This is a genomic window from Kribbella sp. NBC_01245 (genome assembly GCF_036226525.1).
Lineage (GTDB): Bacteria > Actinomycetota > Actinomycetes > Propionibacteriales > Kribbellaceae > Kribbella.
Map to the genome: position 1 here is coordinate 1450809 of NZ_CP108487.1, position 15313 is coordinate 1466121.

16 protein-coding genes are annotated in these 15313 nt (G+C 67.8%); 3 read left to right on the top strand and 13 right to left on the bottom strand.

The window, feature by feature from the left end:
- Positions 1-167 precede the first annotated feature (167 nt).
- Entirely contained in the window at positions 168-752 is a 585-nt protein-coding gene (locus tag OG394_RS06270) for a DUF305 domain-containing protein (protein WP_328993965.1), read from the top strand.
- An 8-nt stretch (positions 753-760) separates the two neighbouring features.
- On the opposite strand, the gene OG394_RS06275 is transcribed toward OG394_RS06270, so the two are convergent.
- From OG394_RS06275 to OG394_RS06285, 3 genes are read right to left on the bottom strand one after another with little or no spacing between them, the layout of a single operon-like run.
- On the bottom strand, positions 761-1609 hold the full coding sequence (locus OG394_RS06275; RefSeq protein WP_328993967.1) for an aldo/keto reductase: 849 nt from the start codon (positions 1607-1609) through the stop codon (positions 761-763).
- A gap of 28 nt (positions 1610-1637) precedes the next feature.
- Positions 1638-2192, bottom strand: coding sequence for a zinc-binding dehydrogenase (locus OG394_RS06280; RefSeq protein WP_328993968.1), 555 nt, complete (start codon positions 2190-2192; stop codon positions 1638-1640).
- Positions 2110-2535 carry an alcohol dehydrogenase catalytic domain-containing protein gene (locus OG394_RS06285; protein WP_328993969.1) on the bottom strand — a complete coding sequence of 142 codons (426 nt, stop codon included), beginning with the start codon at positions 2533-2535 and terminating at the stop codon, positions 2110-2112. Before OG394_RS06285 ends, OG394_RS06280 begins: the two co-directional genes overlap by 83 nt.
- 135 nt (positions 2536-2670) lie before the next feature.
- Between OG394_RS06285 and OG394_RS06290 the strand changes: the two genes are divergently transcribed.
- Entirely contained in the window at positions 2671-3693 is a 1023-nt protein-coding gene (locus tag OG394_RS06290) for a serine hydrolase domain-containing protein (RefSeq protein WP_328993971.1), read from the top strand.
- Positions 3694-3697: 4 nt separating this feature from the next.
- Here the strand turns inward: OG394_RS06290 and OG394_RS06295 are convergent, their stop codons facing one another.
- The 7 genes from OG394_RS06295 to OG394_RS06325 are packed head-to-tail and all read right to left on the bottom strand — an operon-like array spanning position 3698 to position 10255.
- Positions 3698-4108 carry a VOC family protein gene (locus OG394_RS06295; RefSeq protein ID WP_328993973.1) on the bottom strand — a complete coding sequence of 137 codons (411 nt, stop codon included), beginning with the start codon at positions 4106-4108 and terminating at the stop codon, positions 3698-3700.
- Positions 4109-4110: 2 nt separating this feature from the next.
- Positions 4111-5271, bottom strand: coding sequence for a hypothetical protein (locus OG394_RS06300; RefSeq protein WP_328993974.1), 1161 nt, complete (start codon positions 5269-5271; stop codon positions 4111-4113).
- Between the two features lies 1 nt (position 5272).
- On the bottom strand, positions 5273-5686 hold the full coding sequence (locus tag OG394_RS06305) for a hypothetical protein (RefSeq protein WP_328993975.1): 414 nt from the start codon (positions 5684-5686) through the stop codon (positions 5273-5275).
- 32 nt (positions 5687-5718) lie between these two features.
- Positions 5719-6591, bottom strand: a complete 873-nt coding sequence (locus OG394_RS06310; RefSeq protein ID WP_328993976.1) for a universal stress protein — start codon at positions 6589-6591, stop codon at positions 5719-5721.
- Positions 6592-6644: 53 nt separating this feature from the next.
- On the bottom strand, positions 6645-7691 hold the full coding sequence (locus tag OG394_RS06315) for an ABC transporter ATP-binding protein (RefSeq protein WP_328993978.1): 1047 nt from the start codon (positions 7689-7691) through the stop codon (positions 6645-6647).
- On the bottom strand, positions 7688-9223 hold the full coding sequence (locus OG394_RS06320; RefSeq protein WP_328993979.1) for an ABC transporter permease: 1536 nt from the start codon (positions 9221-9223) through the stop codon (positions 7688-7690). Before OG394_RS06320 ends, OG394_RS06315 begins: the two co-directional genes overlap by 4 nt.
- Before the next feature lie 15 nt (positions 9224-9238).
- Positions 9239-10255, bottom strand: coding sequence for an iron ABC transporter substrate-binding protein (locus tag OG394_RS06325; protein WP_328993980.1), 1017 nt, complete (start codon positions 10253-10255; stop codon positions 9239-9241).
- Positions 10256-10436: 181 nt separating this feature from the next.
- Here OG394_RS06325 and OG394_RS06330 point away from each other — a divergent pair, with 181 nt between their 5' ends.
- Positions 10437-13043: an AMP-binding protein gene (locus OG394_RS06330; protein WP_328993981.1), complete on the top strand. Its 2607-nt coding sequence runs from the start codon at positions 10437-10439 to the stop codon at positions 13041-13043.
- On the opposite strand, the gene OG394_RS06335 is transcribed toward OG394_RS06330, so the two are convergent.
- Genes OG394_RS06335 through OG394_RS06345 form a run of 3 tightly spaced genes read right to left on the bottom strand, consistent with a single transcriptional unit; the run spans position 13040 to position 15253 of the window.
- Positions 13040-14269: an RNA polymerase sigma factor gene (locus OG394_RS06335; RefSeq protein WP_328993982.1), complete on the bottom strand. Its 1230-nt coding sequence runs from the start codon at positions 14267-14269 to the stop codon at positions 13040-13042. The two genes, OG394_RS06330 and OG394_RS06335, sit on opposite strands and share 4 nt — an antisense overlap.
- Positions 14266-14589 carry a YciI family protein gene (locus OG394_RS06340; protein WP_328993983.1) on the bottom strand — a complete coding sequence of 108 codons (324 nt, stop codon included), beginning with the start codon at positions 14587-14589 and terminating at the stop codon, positions 14266-14268. Before OG394_RS06340 ends, OG394_RS06335 begins: the two co-directional genes overlap by 4 nt.
- Positions 14590-14644: 55 nt before the next feature.
- Positions 14645-15253: a dihydrofolate reductase family protein gene (locus OG394_RS06345; protein WP_328993984.1), complete on the bottom strand. Its 609-nt coding sequence runs from the start codon at positions 15251-15253 to the stop codon at positions 14645-14647.
- Between the last annotated feature and the right edge of the window lie 60 nt (positions 15254-15313).

Below are 15313 nucleotides of genomic sequence, written 5' to 3' on the forward strand. Positions count from 1 at the left end.
GGCTGACGATGTGCCCGGCAACAACCCTCTTCAATCCCAGTACCACTTAGCGCCCGATCGAAACAGGACGACAAGACAGACGTGCCTCCCAAACTTGTCGTGCTCTAGCATCGGGGCATGTCCGGATCGGGTCGTGTCACGCCGCGGGCTACAGCGAGGACTCATAAGTGAAGAACCGCAAACGAGTTGCCGCCCTGGTCGTCGCCGTGGCGATTGGGGTGGCTGGGTGTGGGGGTGAGGCTGGGGACGGCTCGGTGGCGGGTGGGGGGCCGAGTGGGTCGGCCGTCTCGCAGGGGCAGTTCAATGAGGCGGATGTTGAGTTTGCGAGCCATTTGATCGCGCACCAGCAGCAGGCGGTGCAGCTGGCGAATATGGCCGCGAGGCGTGCGACTACGCCGGCGGTTAAGAAGCTCGCCATGGCGATCAAGGCCGGTCAAACGCGGGAGATCCAGCTGATGTCCGGTTGGCTGAAGGCGTGGGGAAAGCCCCTTCCTGCCACCGGTCACGGGAGCCACGGGACGCCGCTGCCGGGGAAGCTGACCGAGGACGAGATGTCGGCGCTCGGCCGGACCGACGGGCCTGAGTTCGACCGGCTGTGGACGCGGATGATGATCAAGCATCACAAGGGCGCGATCACCATGGCGAAGACCCAACGCACCACCGGCAAGAACGAGGCAGCGGTCGCGTTGGCCAAGAAGATCGAAACCGCCCAGACGCGTGAAGTCGCGACCCTGCAGCGGATGCCGAAGTGACGTAACTACTAGCGGTCGATCATCCGCATTTGGTGTTCGTTGTGGTGGTCGCAGGCCGGGGGAGTGAGGTCGTTGGGCTTGCCGAGTTGGTCGCCGGTCAACTCGATCCCCTCGGCCGCGATGTTCTCCTCCACCCGCGAGACCCGCTTCGTACCGGGAATCGGCGCGATGTCGTTGCCCTGGGCAAGAAGCCAGGCCAGGGAGACCTGCGCCGCGGTGGCGCCGACCTCGGCGGCGATGGCCTCGACCTCGTCGGCGATGCTCAGGTTCTGCTGGAAGTTCGTACCGGTGAAGCGTGGATTCGTCGCGCGGAAATCGTCAGCGTCGAAGTGGTCCGTCGAGCGGATCTGCCCGGTGAGGAAGCCGTGGCCGAGCGGCGAGTAGGCGACGAAGCCGATCCCCAGCTCGCGCAGGAGCGGCAGCACCGCGGCCTCGGGGTCACGGGTCCACAGGGAGTACTCCGACTGCAGTGCGGTGATCGGGTGTACGGCGTGGGCCCGGCGGATGGTGCTCACCCCGGCCTCGGACAGCCCGATGTGGCGAACCTTGCCCTCGGCAACTAGTTCCGCCACGGCGCCGATGGTGTCCTCGATGGGTGTGTTCGGGTCGACGCGGTGCTGGTAGTAGAGGTCGATGTGGTCCGTGCCCAGCCGGGTGAGCGAGCCTTCGACCGCCGTACGGATGTTGGCCGGGCTGCTGTCGAGATTGCCGGGCCCGCCCTCGGCATGCGACACCATGCCGAACTTGGTCGCCAGTACGACGTCGTCGCTGCCTGCTCCGGTGTAGGCGAACGACATCCCCATGGTGCCCAAACCGATGCGAGCGACGTCCAGATTGCCCAGTTTGATGTGCTTCACCGTCCATACTCCGATTCTCTCGCGGCCGTCAGGCGCGGACGAGGACCTTGAGGGCCTTGCGGTCGGCCATGGCCTGGTAGCCGTTGGGCACGTCATCGAGGCTGATGGTGCTGTCGAAGACCCGGCCGGGCTGGATCGTGCCGTCGAGGATGTCCGGCAGGAGCTCCTCGATGTACGCGCGAGCGGGCGCGGCGCCACCGGTGAGGGTGATGTTGCGCATGAGCGTGCCGAATCCCATCGGGACGTCGGTGTACTGCGATACGCCGAGCCGGCTCACCACGCCGCCGTCGCGGACCACGCCGAGAGCCGTCTTCAGCGACTGCTCGGTGCCTACGCATTCCACGACCGCGTGCGTACCGTCGCCGCCGGTCAACTCGCGGACCCGCTCGACGGCCTCGTCACCGCGTTCGGCGACCACGTCGGTGGCGCCGAAGTCACGACCGAGGTCGGTGCGTACGGTGTGGCGGCCCAGCAGGATGATCCGCTCGGCGCCAAGGCGTTTAGCAGCCAGTACGGCGGACAGCCCGACCGCGCCGTCGCCGACAACCGTCACCGATTTGCCCGGCGTGACCCGCGACGTCACCGCGCCGTGGTGGCCGGTGCAGAACACGTCGGACAGAGTCAGTCTGCAGACCTTCTGAGCAGAAGTCGCAGGTGTTGTCCGCCCACACGAACGGCGCGACCACGACGTCACCGGACTTCAGCCCGGACACCGCCGAGCCGATATCCTCCACGACGCCCAGGAACTCGTGGCCCATCCGCCTGCCCTTTTCGGAGGCGGGCATGGAGGCGTATGGCCACAGATCGCTGCCGCAGATACACGAGCGCAGGACCCGCACCACGGCGTCGGTAGGCTCGCTCAGCTTCGCGTCGGGGACGTTCTCCACCCGCACATCGCCAGCGCCGTACATCACGGTTACCCGCATCAGGTTCCTTCCATCGATTCATCGGACTCTCTCCCCATCAAAGCCCGGTCGTAGCGATCCGGGGAGGACCCGTCGTGCCAGGTAGTGGCATTACCCCTTAACCAAGTCGGCCGTCGGCTAGGGCAGAGTGTGCGGATGCCACTCTGGGAGCAACGCCTGCAGGAAGTCCTCGACTCACTGGTTGCCGCAGGCGCGGCTGGAGTGCTCATGCACTACCGCGACGATCACGGGACGTGGCGCGGCGCAAGTGGAGTGGCGGAGCTCGGCACCGCGAAGCCGGTCGATCCCGCAGGCTCGTTCCGTATTGGCAGTGTGACCAAGACCTTCACCGCGACCGTCGTACTGCAACTGGCGGGCGAGGGCATGCTGAGTCTGGACGACAAGCTGGACCGTTGGCTGCCCGGTGTGGTGCCCGCCGGCGATGGGATCACGCTTCGCCAGCTCCTGAACCACACGAGCGGGCTCTACAACTACACCGCCGATCTGCCTGATGCCGCCGGGATTGTCCGGGAGCGATTCGTGCACTGGGATCCGTCGCGCGCAGTCGGTATGGCCACTGAACGCGGTCCCTCGTTCGAGCCGGGGGCAACGCGTTCGTACTCCAACACCAACTACATCCTGCTGGGGTTGGTTATAGAAGCCGCCACTGGCCGGACGTACGACACTGAGGTCCACGACCGCATCCTGAGCCCACTCGATCTGCAACAGACTTTCGTGCCGGGAGACGACGTGACGCTGCCGGAACCGCACGCTCACGGCTACCTGGCAGTGGACGGCGTACTGGTGGACATGGCCGAGTTCAACCCGTCGCAAGCGTGGGCCGCGGGCGAGATCGTCTCGACGGCGGCGGACCTCAACCGCTTCTACGCCGCGCTCCTGACCGGCGAGCTGCTCCGACCAGAGGAACTCCGAGCACTGCAGACGACCGTGCCTACGGACGAAGCCTTCCACCTCGGGGGCCTGGGCATCAGCCGGTTGAATCTGCCGAACTTGGTCGTCTGGGGTCACAGCGGTGGGATCTTCGGCTACCGCACCTGGAGCTATCACTCAGCTGACGCCACTCGGCAGGCCACCGTGTCGCTTTCCACCACCGACGCGGCTGCACCTGAGACCTACGATCTGCTCGTCAGCGTGTTCGACTCGGCCAGCCAGGCGTAGGGCATCACGTGTAGAGGCAGAAGGGGTGGCCTGCGGGGTCCAGGAGGACTCGGACGTCGTCTTGGGGTTGGTGGTCCGGTAATTCGGCGCCTAGAGCAACTGCTCGGGCCGTTTCGCCTTCCAGGTCTGTGACTTCGAAGTCGAGGTGCAGCATCATTTGCTGGCTGCCGGGTTGGGCCGGCCAAACAGGTCGTACGTAGTCGGGGTTGCGCTGGATGGCGAGGTACGCGACGCCTTCGCCCAGGTCCAGCGCCGCGTCGTTCTCGTCCTGCTTCCAGATCGGCCAACCGCGCAGCTTCGAATAGAACTGCGCGAGTTCGTCGACATCCGGTGCATCGAGTACGACGCCCCACCAGTCCTTCCGCTGCCACCGATCCCGCGTCTCGTCAGCTCGTCCCGCTGATTCCTGGTCCATGGTCAGCCACGCTCCGGGCCGGTTGGTTGTTTGGGGCCGGCCTGGGGGCGGGTGACCTGTTGGCCGGGGGTTTGGCCGCCGCGGTTTGGACGGGCGCCGTCGGCTTGGCCGGCGGTCGGGTTGACGGCGCCTGCGGCGGGAGCCTGGCCGCCGTTCATCATGGCTCGAAGCTTCGCCACATCAGGCGAAACTGCCGCGTTCCCGCCCTGAGCCCCTTGCCCAGCCGTCTGTTGGCCCGCCTGTTGCTGAGGGCCGGCCTGTTGTTGGGCGGTCTGCTGTGGACCGACTTGCTGTTGTTGGGCGGCGAGTTGTTGGTACTGGTTGTGGTAGTGCTGCTCGATCCGCCCGACTTCCTGGTCCATGCTGGCCAGGCCACGGTCCGCCGCGTCGGCGGACAAGGTCGCCTTCTGGGCGCTGGTCAGGTTCGGGTCCGCGCTCACCGCGGGCAGGGCGGCGAACTCGTCGCGCAACGGAGCGGCGACCTGCGCGCGAACGGTGTCGCGGTGGCTCTCGGGCATCAGGCCGGACAGTCGCTGGTCGATGACCATATCGGCGGCGACGTTCCAGCGCTGCGTTCGCTCGGTGCCGATCAGCTGGTTGCCGACCTGATCACTGGTCTGCCCCGTCCGGGCGGCAAGTTCGCGGTTCAGGTTCGCCGAGGCCTGGGTGTACGCCGGATACGCGTTGAACGTCGGCTCGGACAGTACGCCGGGAGCCGCCTTGTCGAGCCCGACATCGGCGATGACGTTGTCGACGTTGCGGTGGGTCCAGTTCTCGGCCTGGCCCTCCTCGAGCGCTCTTGCCGGGTCATCGTGGCTCTGATGCGCGCCTGGAACCGACTGATCCCCGAAGTGGCCGGAGAGGTGGACCGCCTCGTGCGTCACCGTCGCGGCCGCGTCCCGGGCCCGGTAGTTCTCCTGGGAGGTCAGCGGACGGCCGGCGGTGTAGGCGAGCTTGACCGGCTCGATCACCTTGGCCCGGTTCACCGTCATCGAGCCGTCCGCGTGTGCCGTGCCGAGGTAGTCCGGGTTCTGCTCCTCGAACACCCGCCCGTTCCACCGAGTAGGTGATCCGGTCCGCTGCTCCACCGACCGGATGACGCTCGCCACCCATTGGTACTCCGGCGACGACTTCGGGAGCTCCGGGCCCTTTTGGCTGGACAAGTCAGCCCCGTTGGCTCTCGGTCCGTAACTCCTCGATCAGCCGGGCAAGGGACGAGTTCATCCGCAGGATCGTCCCCGACTCCCGATCGGGTGCCTGACCGGCCAGCGTGGCGATCTCCCGGACCGCGGATTCGGCGACGGCGATGCGCTGATCCGCAGAACCCTGCGCGCTCATCGCCCGGCCATGCACCTGCACCGCGCGCTCGAACTGCTCGCTGGTCCCCGCCGCCGGTCCGGAGATCAACTCGGGCAGCCGGTTGATCCGGGCCATCGCGCGCGTCCGCCACAGCTCGTCCGGGATCAGCGCCGCGAGCTCCTGCAACCGGCTCATCTCGCCGGCCACGGTCGCGGGGTCAGCCCCCTGCAGCGCGTCCGAAAGCTCCCGAACCTGCGCGTCCACCGTGTCGAAATCCATCCCGACAGACTAACGAAAGACCAGCCGACCGGTCAGCGAACCAGCGCGACCGGCCGGTCGGCGTGGTGGAGCACGGCGTGTGCGACCGAGCCGACCAGCAGGCCGGTGAAACCACCGCGACCGCGCGAGCCGACAACGATCAGGTCGGCGGTATAGCCCTGCTCCACCAGGATCCGGTCGGGCCGGCCCATCACGAGGCGGATCTCGACGTCGACGTCCGGGTAGTCGGCGCGCGCACCGGCCAGCGACTCGGCGACGAGCAGCCGCGCGGCCTTCTCGATCTCGTCCAGATCGAAGAGCAGCGGAGTGGGTTCGCCCTCGGGACTGGTGACCGGACTCGTCCAGGCATGTACGGCGACAATGCGACCGTGGCGGGCACTGGCCTCGGCGAAGGCGAAGTCGATCGCGTCTGCGGACACCTTCGACCCGTCGACGCCGACGAGGATGACCGGTTCCGGCGTGGGAGCGGGGGACTCCGGCCGTACGACGACGACCGGGCAGCGCGCATGCGCACTCACCTGGATGCTCACCGAACCGAGCAGCAGGCTGGTCAGCGCACCCAGGCCGCGAGTGCCGAGAACGAGCATCCGCGCGTGCTCGGATTCCTCGATCAACGTCGCCGCGGGAGTGCCGGTCAGCAGCGCGCCGGTCACATCGAGGCCGGGGTGATGCAGCCGGAGGTCCTCGATGATCGCGTCGAGTCCCTTCTGGCGGGCAGTGCGAAGGCCTTCGAGCGGTACGACGGCCCCGGGTGACGGGTGGGTCGTGATGACCAGCTCGAAAACCTCGACGATTCGGAGCGGGAGTCCCGTGCTGACCGCCTCGACGGCGGCCCAATGCAGGGCTCCACGGCTGACGGGCGATCCGTCATATCCGGCGACGACTGGTGCGATTTGTGACCGCATGGCGCCTCCTTCAGTACTAGGCGTACACCTCCACCATGCGCCTCGGGCCGATCTCAGTCGAGCAGAGTGACCGCCCCAGCGGGGTCAGGGCTGATCTCGATGCCGGTTCGTTCGCCCGGCTGTACGTCGACGGGCCCGGCGATGCGGACGTTCAGCACGCCGTCGAGGTCGTCGACCTGGACGCTGACCATCGCGTCGTGCCCGTAGAAGCACACGTCGATCACCGTGCCCTCGGCATACGCCTTTCCAGCCGGCGTCAGACGCAACTGCTCGGGCCGCAGCAACACCTTGCCCGACCGCGGGCCATCGACCGCCGCGAGCGGCAGAGAGCCGAGCGCGGTCAGGGCAGCCGCACCGTCAGCCCTGGCCGGCAGCAGTACGGCATCGCCAACGAAATCCGCCACCCAGCGATCAGCCGGCTGGTGGTAGATCTCCTGCGGTGTGCCCGATTGCGCGACGGTGCCATCCCGAACCACGGCGACGAAATCGGCCATCGACAACGCCTCCTGCTGGTCATGCGTGACCAGCACGGCGGTCGCGCCAGTGGCACGGAGCGCGTTGCGTACGTCGGCCCGAACCCCGGCTCGGAGAGTCGTGTCCAACGCGTTGAACGGCTCGTCGAGCAGGACGACCTGCGGACGAGGCGCGAGTGCGCGGGCCAGCGCGATGCGTTGTTGCTGGCCGCCGGAAAGCTCATGCGGCATCCGGTCGCCGAAATCCGCGAGACCGACCAGTTCGAGCATCTCGCCCGTACGACGCCCGCGCTCATCCCGGCCGAGGTCGCTGAGTCCGAAGGCCACATTCCGCGCCACGCTCAGGTGCGGGAACAACGCACCTTCCTGCGGCACGATCCCGATCTGGCGGCGCTCCGGCGGCACCTGGACCGAAGGCCCGCTGACAACGCGTCCGCCAACGCTGACCGTGCCCGCGTCGGCGCGCAGGAACCCGGCGATGATCCGCAACAAGGTGGTCTTGCCGCATCCGGACGGCCCGAGGACGGCGGTGAGCGCGCCACTGGGCACCGTGAGGTCCAGCCCGGTCAGCACCGCCGCGCCGGCAGCGTAGGACTTGGTGAGCGACTCGATGTGGAGGTCGTTCATGGTCGATGCCTTCCGAGCAGGTACGAGGGGATGGCAGCGAGCAGGATCAGCGCGGCGGCATACGGCGCGGCCGCGGCGTACGAGCCGGTCCCCGTCTCGGTCCAAAGCCGAATGGCCAACGTATCCATCCCGGTCGGGCGCAGGAGCAACGTCGCCGGGAGTTCCTTCATGCAAACGACGAACGTCAGCGCCGCACCAGCCGCGACGCCTGGTGCCGCCAGGCGCACGGTGACCTCCCGCAGTACGCGCAGTGGCGTACGGCCAAGAGAGCGGGCCAGATCCTCCAGAATCGGCGGCGCCTGCAGAACCGCGGCACGGGTAGCCGCGACTGCAACCGGCAGGAACAGCACAGCGTACGCACAGATCAGCAGCGGCAGTTCCTGATAGACCGGCCTCGCGTAGCGCACAGCGAAGAAGACGAGCGACAAGGCGACAGTGATGCCGGGAAGCGCGTGTCCGGCGTACGCGGCCTGCTCCAGCAGATGCGCCGTCCTCCCGCGGTAGCGCGCAGCGATCACGCCAACGGGCAGGGCGAGTGCTGTGGTCAGCGCAGCGCCAGCCGCGGCGACGCCAAGCGTGGTCCACGCAGCGGCTGCAAGCCGGGCGCCGTCCCAGGTGGCGGAGTTACCCACGGCCAGCCAATACGCGAGCGTCGCGAGCGGGAACGCCACAGCAGCGGCAGTGACAACGCACAGCCACCCGAGCGCCGGTACGCGCCACCGCCCGAGAGCAGCGGGAGTAGCCGGCCGTGCGGCGCCTCGGCCGTTACGCGCATGCCCTGCCCGGCCACGCGAACGAGCCTCGGCCGCGACCAACGCCACGGTCATCACCACCAGTACGACGCTGAGGGCGGCGGCCGGCGTCCGATCAAAGCTCGCCCGGTACGACGTATGGATCGCCCGGGTGAACGTGTCGTACCGCATCAGCGAGACAGCGCCGAAGTCGGACAAGACGTACAACGCGACAAGCAACCCACCACCGGCAGCGGCCGGGCGCAACTGCGGCAACGTGACCCGCCAAAGCGCGGCCATCGGCCCAAGTCCCAGCGAGCGCGCCGCCTCCTCCTGCGCGGGGTCGATACCGCGCAGGGTGGCAGCGACCGGCAGATAGACGTACGGAAAACTCACCAGCGTCAACGCGAGCGCGGCCCCGGTGAATCCGGCCAACCCCGGCGCCGCGCTGAGCCAGGCGAACGCCGCAACGTAGCTCGGCACGGCCAGCGGCAACGTCGCAAGCACGGACCAAAGACCCGCACGAGGCACTGCCGTCCGGACGATCAGCAGGGCGAGCGAGACTCCGAGCACGAGGCTGCCGAGTACGACGACGGCCGCGAGCCCGAGGCTACGGGCCAGCAGTACGACGGTTCGCCCGTCGGCGATGACGTCCCAGGCGTAGCCGACGCCTCTGTCCAGTGCGCGGACCCCGAGATACCCGAGCGGCAGCAGCGCGAGGAGAGCGGCCGCGCAGGCAGGGACGAGCAGCACCAACGGCGGCCGGTTCGAGCCGGATCCGCGCAGCGCGGTCGTGTGCACACCAGGCACGGCGGCTCAGACCAATCCGACGCCCTGGATCATCGCCAGCGTCTCCTTGAGCGAGTCGAGCTGACCGAGGTCGATCTTGGGCGGGTTGAGGGAGCTGAGGGCCGGCAGTCCCTTGGCCTGGCTCACGCCCGCGGCCAGCGGATACTCCTTGGTGTCTTCGGCGAAGTACTTCTGCGCCTCTTCCGAAAGCAAGTAGTCGGCGGCCTTCTGGGCGTACTCGCTCTGCTTCTCGTCCGCACCCTTCAGCATGCCGACACCGGCCACGTTGACCAGACCGCCCGGGTCGCCGGCCGGCAGGTAGTGCACCTTCGCGGTGACGCTTGCCTCGCCCTTCTCCGCGACGCGCTCGTACCAGTAGTAGTGGTTGAGCAGAGCGATCGAGACCTCGCCCGAGTCGACTCCGTCCAGCGCCTCGATGTTGTTGCCATAGGCCTTCGGGCTGTTCGCCTTCAGCCCCTCCAGCCACTTGCGCGTCGACTCGTCACCCTCGAGCACTCGCATGCCGGTGACGAAGGCCTGGAAGGACGCGTTGGTCGGCGCATACCCGATCTTGCCCTTCCACTCCGGCTTGACCAGGTCGTGCACGGACGCCGGGGGAGTCGGCACCTTGCCCGGGTTGTACACGAGGACGCGGACGCGACCCGAGACGCCGACCCAGTCGCCCTTGGCGCTCCGGTACGCCGCGTCCACCCGGTCGAGCGTCGCCTGCGGCAGACCGGCGAGGCGGTCTTCCTTGGAGAGCGCGCCGAGGGCGCCCGCGTCCTGGGAGAAGAACAGGCCCGCCTTGGTGTTCTCGCCCTCTTCCAGGATCTGCGCGGACAACTCGGCGCTGTCGCCGTACCGGACCTCGACCTTGGTCCCGATCGCCTTCTCGAGTTTCTGCAGGATCGGCTCGACCAGGCCCTGGTTCCGGCCCGAGTAGATGACGAGGCCGGCGTCGTCGCCGCTACAGGCTGTGAGCGTTGGGACGAGCGCGGCCACCGCGACGAACGCGGCGAGACGATGGGACCACGAGCGGGTCATGGTGGAGCCTTCCTGCACGGCTACGCGGCCACGCGAGGACGCGGGCGCGAAGGATCTGGGACATGCCATGAATAAGGTAAAGCTAACCTCACGTCAAGCGGTACTCGGCCGAGATAACGATCACCTGGTCCTAGCGTGGTGAGCACTATTCAATGAGGGTTGCCTTACCTACGATGCGCTCGTGAACCACCCATCCACCGAGCGAAGCGACGTCTGCGCTGTCGCGTTCGCCCGAGATTTGGCCTCTTACGGGGACCAGATCGCCGTCATCACAACGGACGGCTCGGTTACTTTCCGTGATCTCGCGGCACGCGTGGCTGCGACCGCCGACCGCCTCGGTCCCGAGCGGCGGCTGGTCTTGCTGGCCGGCGGCAACCACCTCGACGCCCTGGTCGTATACCTGGCGGCGTTGGCCGCGGGGCATCCGCTCTTGCTGGTGCCGGGGGACAGCCCCGAGTCCACTCAATCGCTGATCGGCGCCTACGACCCCGACGTCGTCGTACGGCCAACATGCGGGCCGAACGGCGCCCGATGGGAGATCGACGAGCGACGCCCGGTGAGCGCGCATCGGCTGCATCCCGATCTCGCCCTGCTGCTGAGTACGTCGGGGTCGACGGGATCGCCGAAACTCGTCCGGCTGTCGCACGAGAACTTGCAGGCCAACGCGGAGTCGATCGCGTCGTACCTGGGGATCCGTTCAACCGATCGAGCCGCGACCACTCTGCCGATGCACTATTGCTACGGGCTTTCCGTGGTCAACAGTCATCTGCTGCGTGGTGCCGCGCTCATCCTCACGGACTTGTCGGTGTCCACGGAGGCGTTCTGGCAGTTGTTCCGCGAGGCGGGAGGGTCGACCTTCGCCGGCGTGCCGTACACCTTCGATCTGCTGGAACGAGTTGGTTTCGCGGAGATGGACTTGCCGCGGTTGCGGTACGTCACGCAGGCCGGCGGTCGGCTCGCCGCCGAGCGCGTCGCTGGGCTCGCGTCGCTGGGCCGGCGCAAGGGGTGGGACCTGTACGTCATGTACGGCCAGACCGAGGCGACCGCCCGGATGGCGTACCTGCCGCCGGATCTCGCCGCCAGCCATCCGCAGGCGATCGGGCGCGCTATTCCGGGCGGCTCGTTCCGGCTCGAACCACTGCCCGACTCGGTGGATGGCGTTGGGGAGTTGGTGTACGCCGGTCCGAACGTGATGCTCGGGTACGCCGAGACGCCGGCCGACCTCGCCGAAGGCCGGACCATCCACGAACTTCGTACCGGTGACCTCGCCCGGCTCCGCGTTGATGGTCTGTACGAGATCGTTGGCCGTCGGAGCCGGTTCGCGAAGGTCTTCGGGTTGCGGATCGACCCGCAGCAGGTCGAGGCGGCGCTTGAGGTGCACGGCTATTCGTCGTGCTGCCTGGGCGAGGACGACGAGTTGGTGGTCGTTGTCGAGGGTGAGGCCGAGGCCGACGAGGTCAGGAGATTGGCGGCAGCCGCCTGCGGGCTGCCCGTGCGAGCCGTACGCGTCCAGTTGGTCGACGCCTTCCCGCGGCTGGACACCGGGAAGCTGGACTATCGGGCCATTGGCGAGCTGGCATCCGATCGTCCCGCGGAGGTCGTTGCGGCTGGTGCCACGGTCTCGGACCTGTGCCGCCTCTACGCCGAATTGCTCGACCGGAGCGACGTCACACCCGACAGCAGCTTCGTCAGCCTCGGCGGCGACTCGCTGTCGTACGTCGAGGTGTCGGTGCGGCTCGAAGAGGCGATCGGCCGGCTGCCCACCGACTGGCACAGCCGCCCGATCCGCGACCTCGCCGAGCCGGCGGCGCCCATCGCCGGACGCCGTCGCATATTTCGGATGATGGAGACCGGCGTCGCGTTGCGGGCGATCGCGATCGTCCTGATCGTCGGCTCACACATCCAGCTCTTCCAGATCAAGGGCGGCGCGCACCTGCTGCTCACCGTTGTCGGGTACAACTTCGCGCGCTTCCACCTCACTTCCGCCGTACGGCGTGACCGGATCCGCTACTTGGCGCAGACGGTCGCCAGGATCGCCGTACCGAGCATGGCCTGGGTGGCGGTCGCGTTGTTCATCAGTACCGACTACCACTGGGAGAATCTCTTCCTCCTCAACAGCGTCGTCGTGCCGGACGACAACGGCCCGGGGATGTATCTCTGGTTCGTCGAGACCGTCGTCTACCTGCTGATCCTGGTCGCTGTCGCGTTGTGCGTGCCCGCGTTCGATCGGCTGGAGCGCCGGTTCTCCTTCGGCCTGCCAATCACCATCGCCACGATCGGTCTGGTGACCCGGTACGACCTGCTGGAGCTCGACGCGCGCAACGCCCTGCCGTCGATCGTGACCGTCTTCTGGCTCTTCGCCCTCGGCTGGGCCGCTGCGAAGGGCCCGGCCGTTTGGCAACGAGTGCTGGTGACCATCGCCGCCGCGATCACCGTGCCCGGGTTCTTCCCCGGCGAGCTCATGCGCGAGTCGATCATCGTGGTCGGATTCGCCTTGCTGGTCTGGGTTCCGCGTCTCCCGAGCCTCGGGCCGCTGACCCGTGTCGCCGGTGTGCTCGCGTCCAGCTCGCTCTACATCTACGTCACCCACTGGCAGATCTACCCGCACATCGCTCAGTACAGCGACGTACTCGCCCTCTTCGGCGCCTTAGCCTTCGGCATCGCCTACGCCGCCCTCACCACCAAAGTCCTGCGCCTACTGTCCTCCACTGGCCGTTCGGTCAAGACGTGGAGACTAGGTCTGAACTGGACGCTCCCGGCATCGATCCGCGCGCGGTCAGAGGCCTAAGTCCCCAGCTGGTCGCGGCGGCGGGTGAGGTAGGCGATCTCGGCGGTGTTGCCCGCGAGCTCGATGGCTTTGTCGTACGCCGCGCGCGACTCCTGACTGCGGCCCAGCCGGCGCAGCAGGTTGGCGCGGGTCGCGTGGTAGGCGTGATAGTCGGCCAGCTTGTCCTCAAGACGGTCGATGGCCGCCAACGCCACGTCCGGGCCGTCGATCTCGGCGACCGCGATGGCCTGGTTGAGGGCGACGATCGGCGAGGGGTCGAGGCGGACGAGCTGGTTGTAGAGGGCAACGACCTGCGACCAGTCGGTGTCGCGTACGTCGCGGGCCGAGGTGTGCACGGCGTTGATCGCCGCGAGGATTTGGTAGCGACCCGGAGCCACTCCGGCGGCCAGTCGTTCGCGCACCAGGCGATGGCCCTCGGCGATCAGGTCCGCGTCCCAGGCCCCACGGTCCTGCTCGTCCAGGGAGACCAGTTCGCCGCTGGCTGAGACCCGGGCGGTGCGGCGGGCCTCGGTGAGGAGCATCAGCGCCAGCAGCCCGGCCACCTCACCGTCCGCCGGCATGAGGGCACGGATCAGGCGAGTGAGCCGGATGGCCTCGGCGGTCAGCTCGTGACGTACGGGATCGGTGTCGGGGCCGGTCGCCAGGTAGCCCTCGTTGAAGACGAGGAAGAGAACGGCGAGTACGCCGGAGACGCGGGCCGGGAGATCCTCCGCGGACGGCACCCGATACGGGATGCGGGCCGCCTTGATCTTAGACTTGGCACGAGTGATCCGTCGCCCCATGGCGGTCTCCTGCACCAGGAAGGCGCGGGCGATCTCGGGCACTGTCAGACCGCCGACCATGCGCAGCGTCAGCGCCACGCGGGTCTCCAACGCGAGCGCCGGGTGACAGCAGGTGAAGATCAGCCGGAGCCGGTCGTCGTCGATCGCGCCGAGTGGCTCGGGCGGGTCGTCGTCGTACAGCATCTGACCCTCCTTGTGCTTGTCGTCGCGCTTGCTCTCGCGCCGGATCCGGTCGATCGCCTTGCGGTTGGCGGTCGTGGTCAGCCAGCCGCCGGGGTTGGGAGGTACGCCTTCGGCCATCCAGCGCTCGACGGCGGTCGCGAACGCCTCGGCCGCTGCCTCCTCGGCGATATCGAGGTCACCGAAACGTCGGGTCAGGGTTGCGACAACCCGCGCCCACTGCTCGTGGTGGGCCTGGGTGATCGCCTCCTCGATGTCGCTCACTGGAACGGCCGCACCTCGATCTTCCGATCGCAGACCTTCGACGCCTCGGTGGCGAGCTTGAGCGCCACCTCCAGATCGGGGGCCTCCCACACCCAGACGCCGGCGAGGTACTCCTTCGACTCCACGAAAGGCCCGTCGCTGAACACCACCTGCTCGCCCCGGTTGTCGACGACCGTGGCCGCGTCGGTGTCCGCGAGTCCTCCCGCGAAAACCCAGTAGCCCTCGGCGATCAGTCGTTCGTTGAAGGCGCTGATGGCAGGCTGCCGGTCCGTGCTGCCGGGATTGCTCTTGTCATCGATCACGGAAACCAGGTACTGCATCTCGGATCATCTCCTGTGATTCGGGTCGCCCCTCGTGGGCGGTTCGACGGTATCTTCAGTCGGCCGTGGCCGGTGCGTATTGCGGGCGGCCGTTGGGCCGGTAGACGTGGATCGTTATGCCCTCCGGGGTGGCTCGAGCCTCGACCAGGTCGAGAGCTGCGTCTGGGCCGGTGGCGGGGAACAGCCGCGTGCCTTGGCCGACGATCACGGGATAGGTGAGCAGGATGAGCTCGTCGGCAAGCTGGTTGTCCAGCAGCCAGCGGACGAGCTCGCCGCTGCCGTGCACCTGCAGCTCGCCACCTGGCTTGGCTTTCAGCTCGCGGATGGCGGTGTCGGAAAGGACGGTTGTATTCGCCCATTGCGGGTTGGTGAGCGTGGTCGATGCGACGTACTTGGGCCGGGTGTTCAGCGCCGCTCCGATGGGGCTGCTGCTCGGGTCCTCCATCACGCCCCAGGAGCCGGCGAAGATCTCGTAGGTTCGTCGGCCGAACAGGAAGGCGTCGGCGCGTTGGTAGACGTCGCCGAGGTAGGTCTCGGCCTCGCCCTCGAACAGGGGTAAGGCCCATCCGCCGCGCTCGAATCCGCCCCTGCGATCCTCGTTTGGGCCGCCGAGTCCCTGCATCACGCCGTCGACGGAGACGTTTGTGGTGATTGTCAGTTTCATGGTCGCGGTTCCCTTCTCGCTCGTCGTGGGCTCTCACCTCTATTACGAACAGTTCAGCCG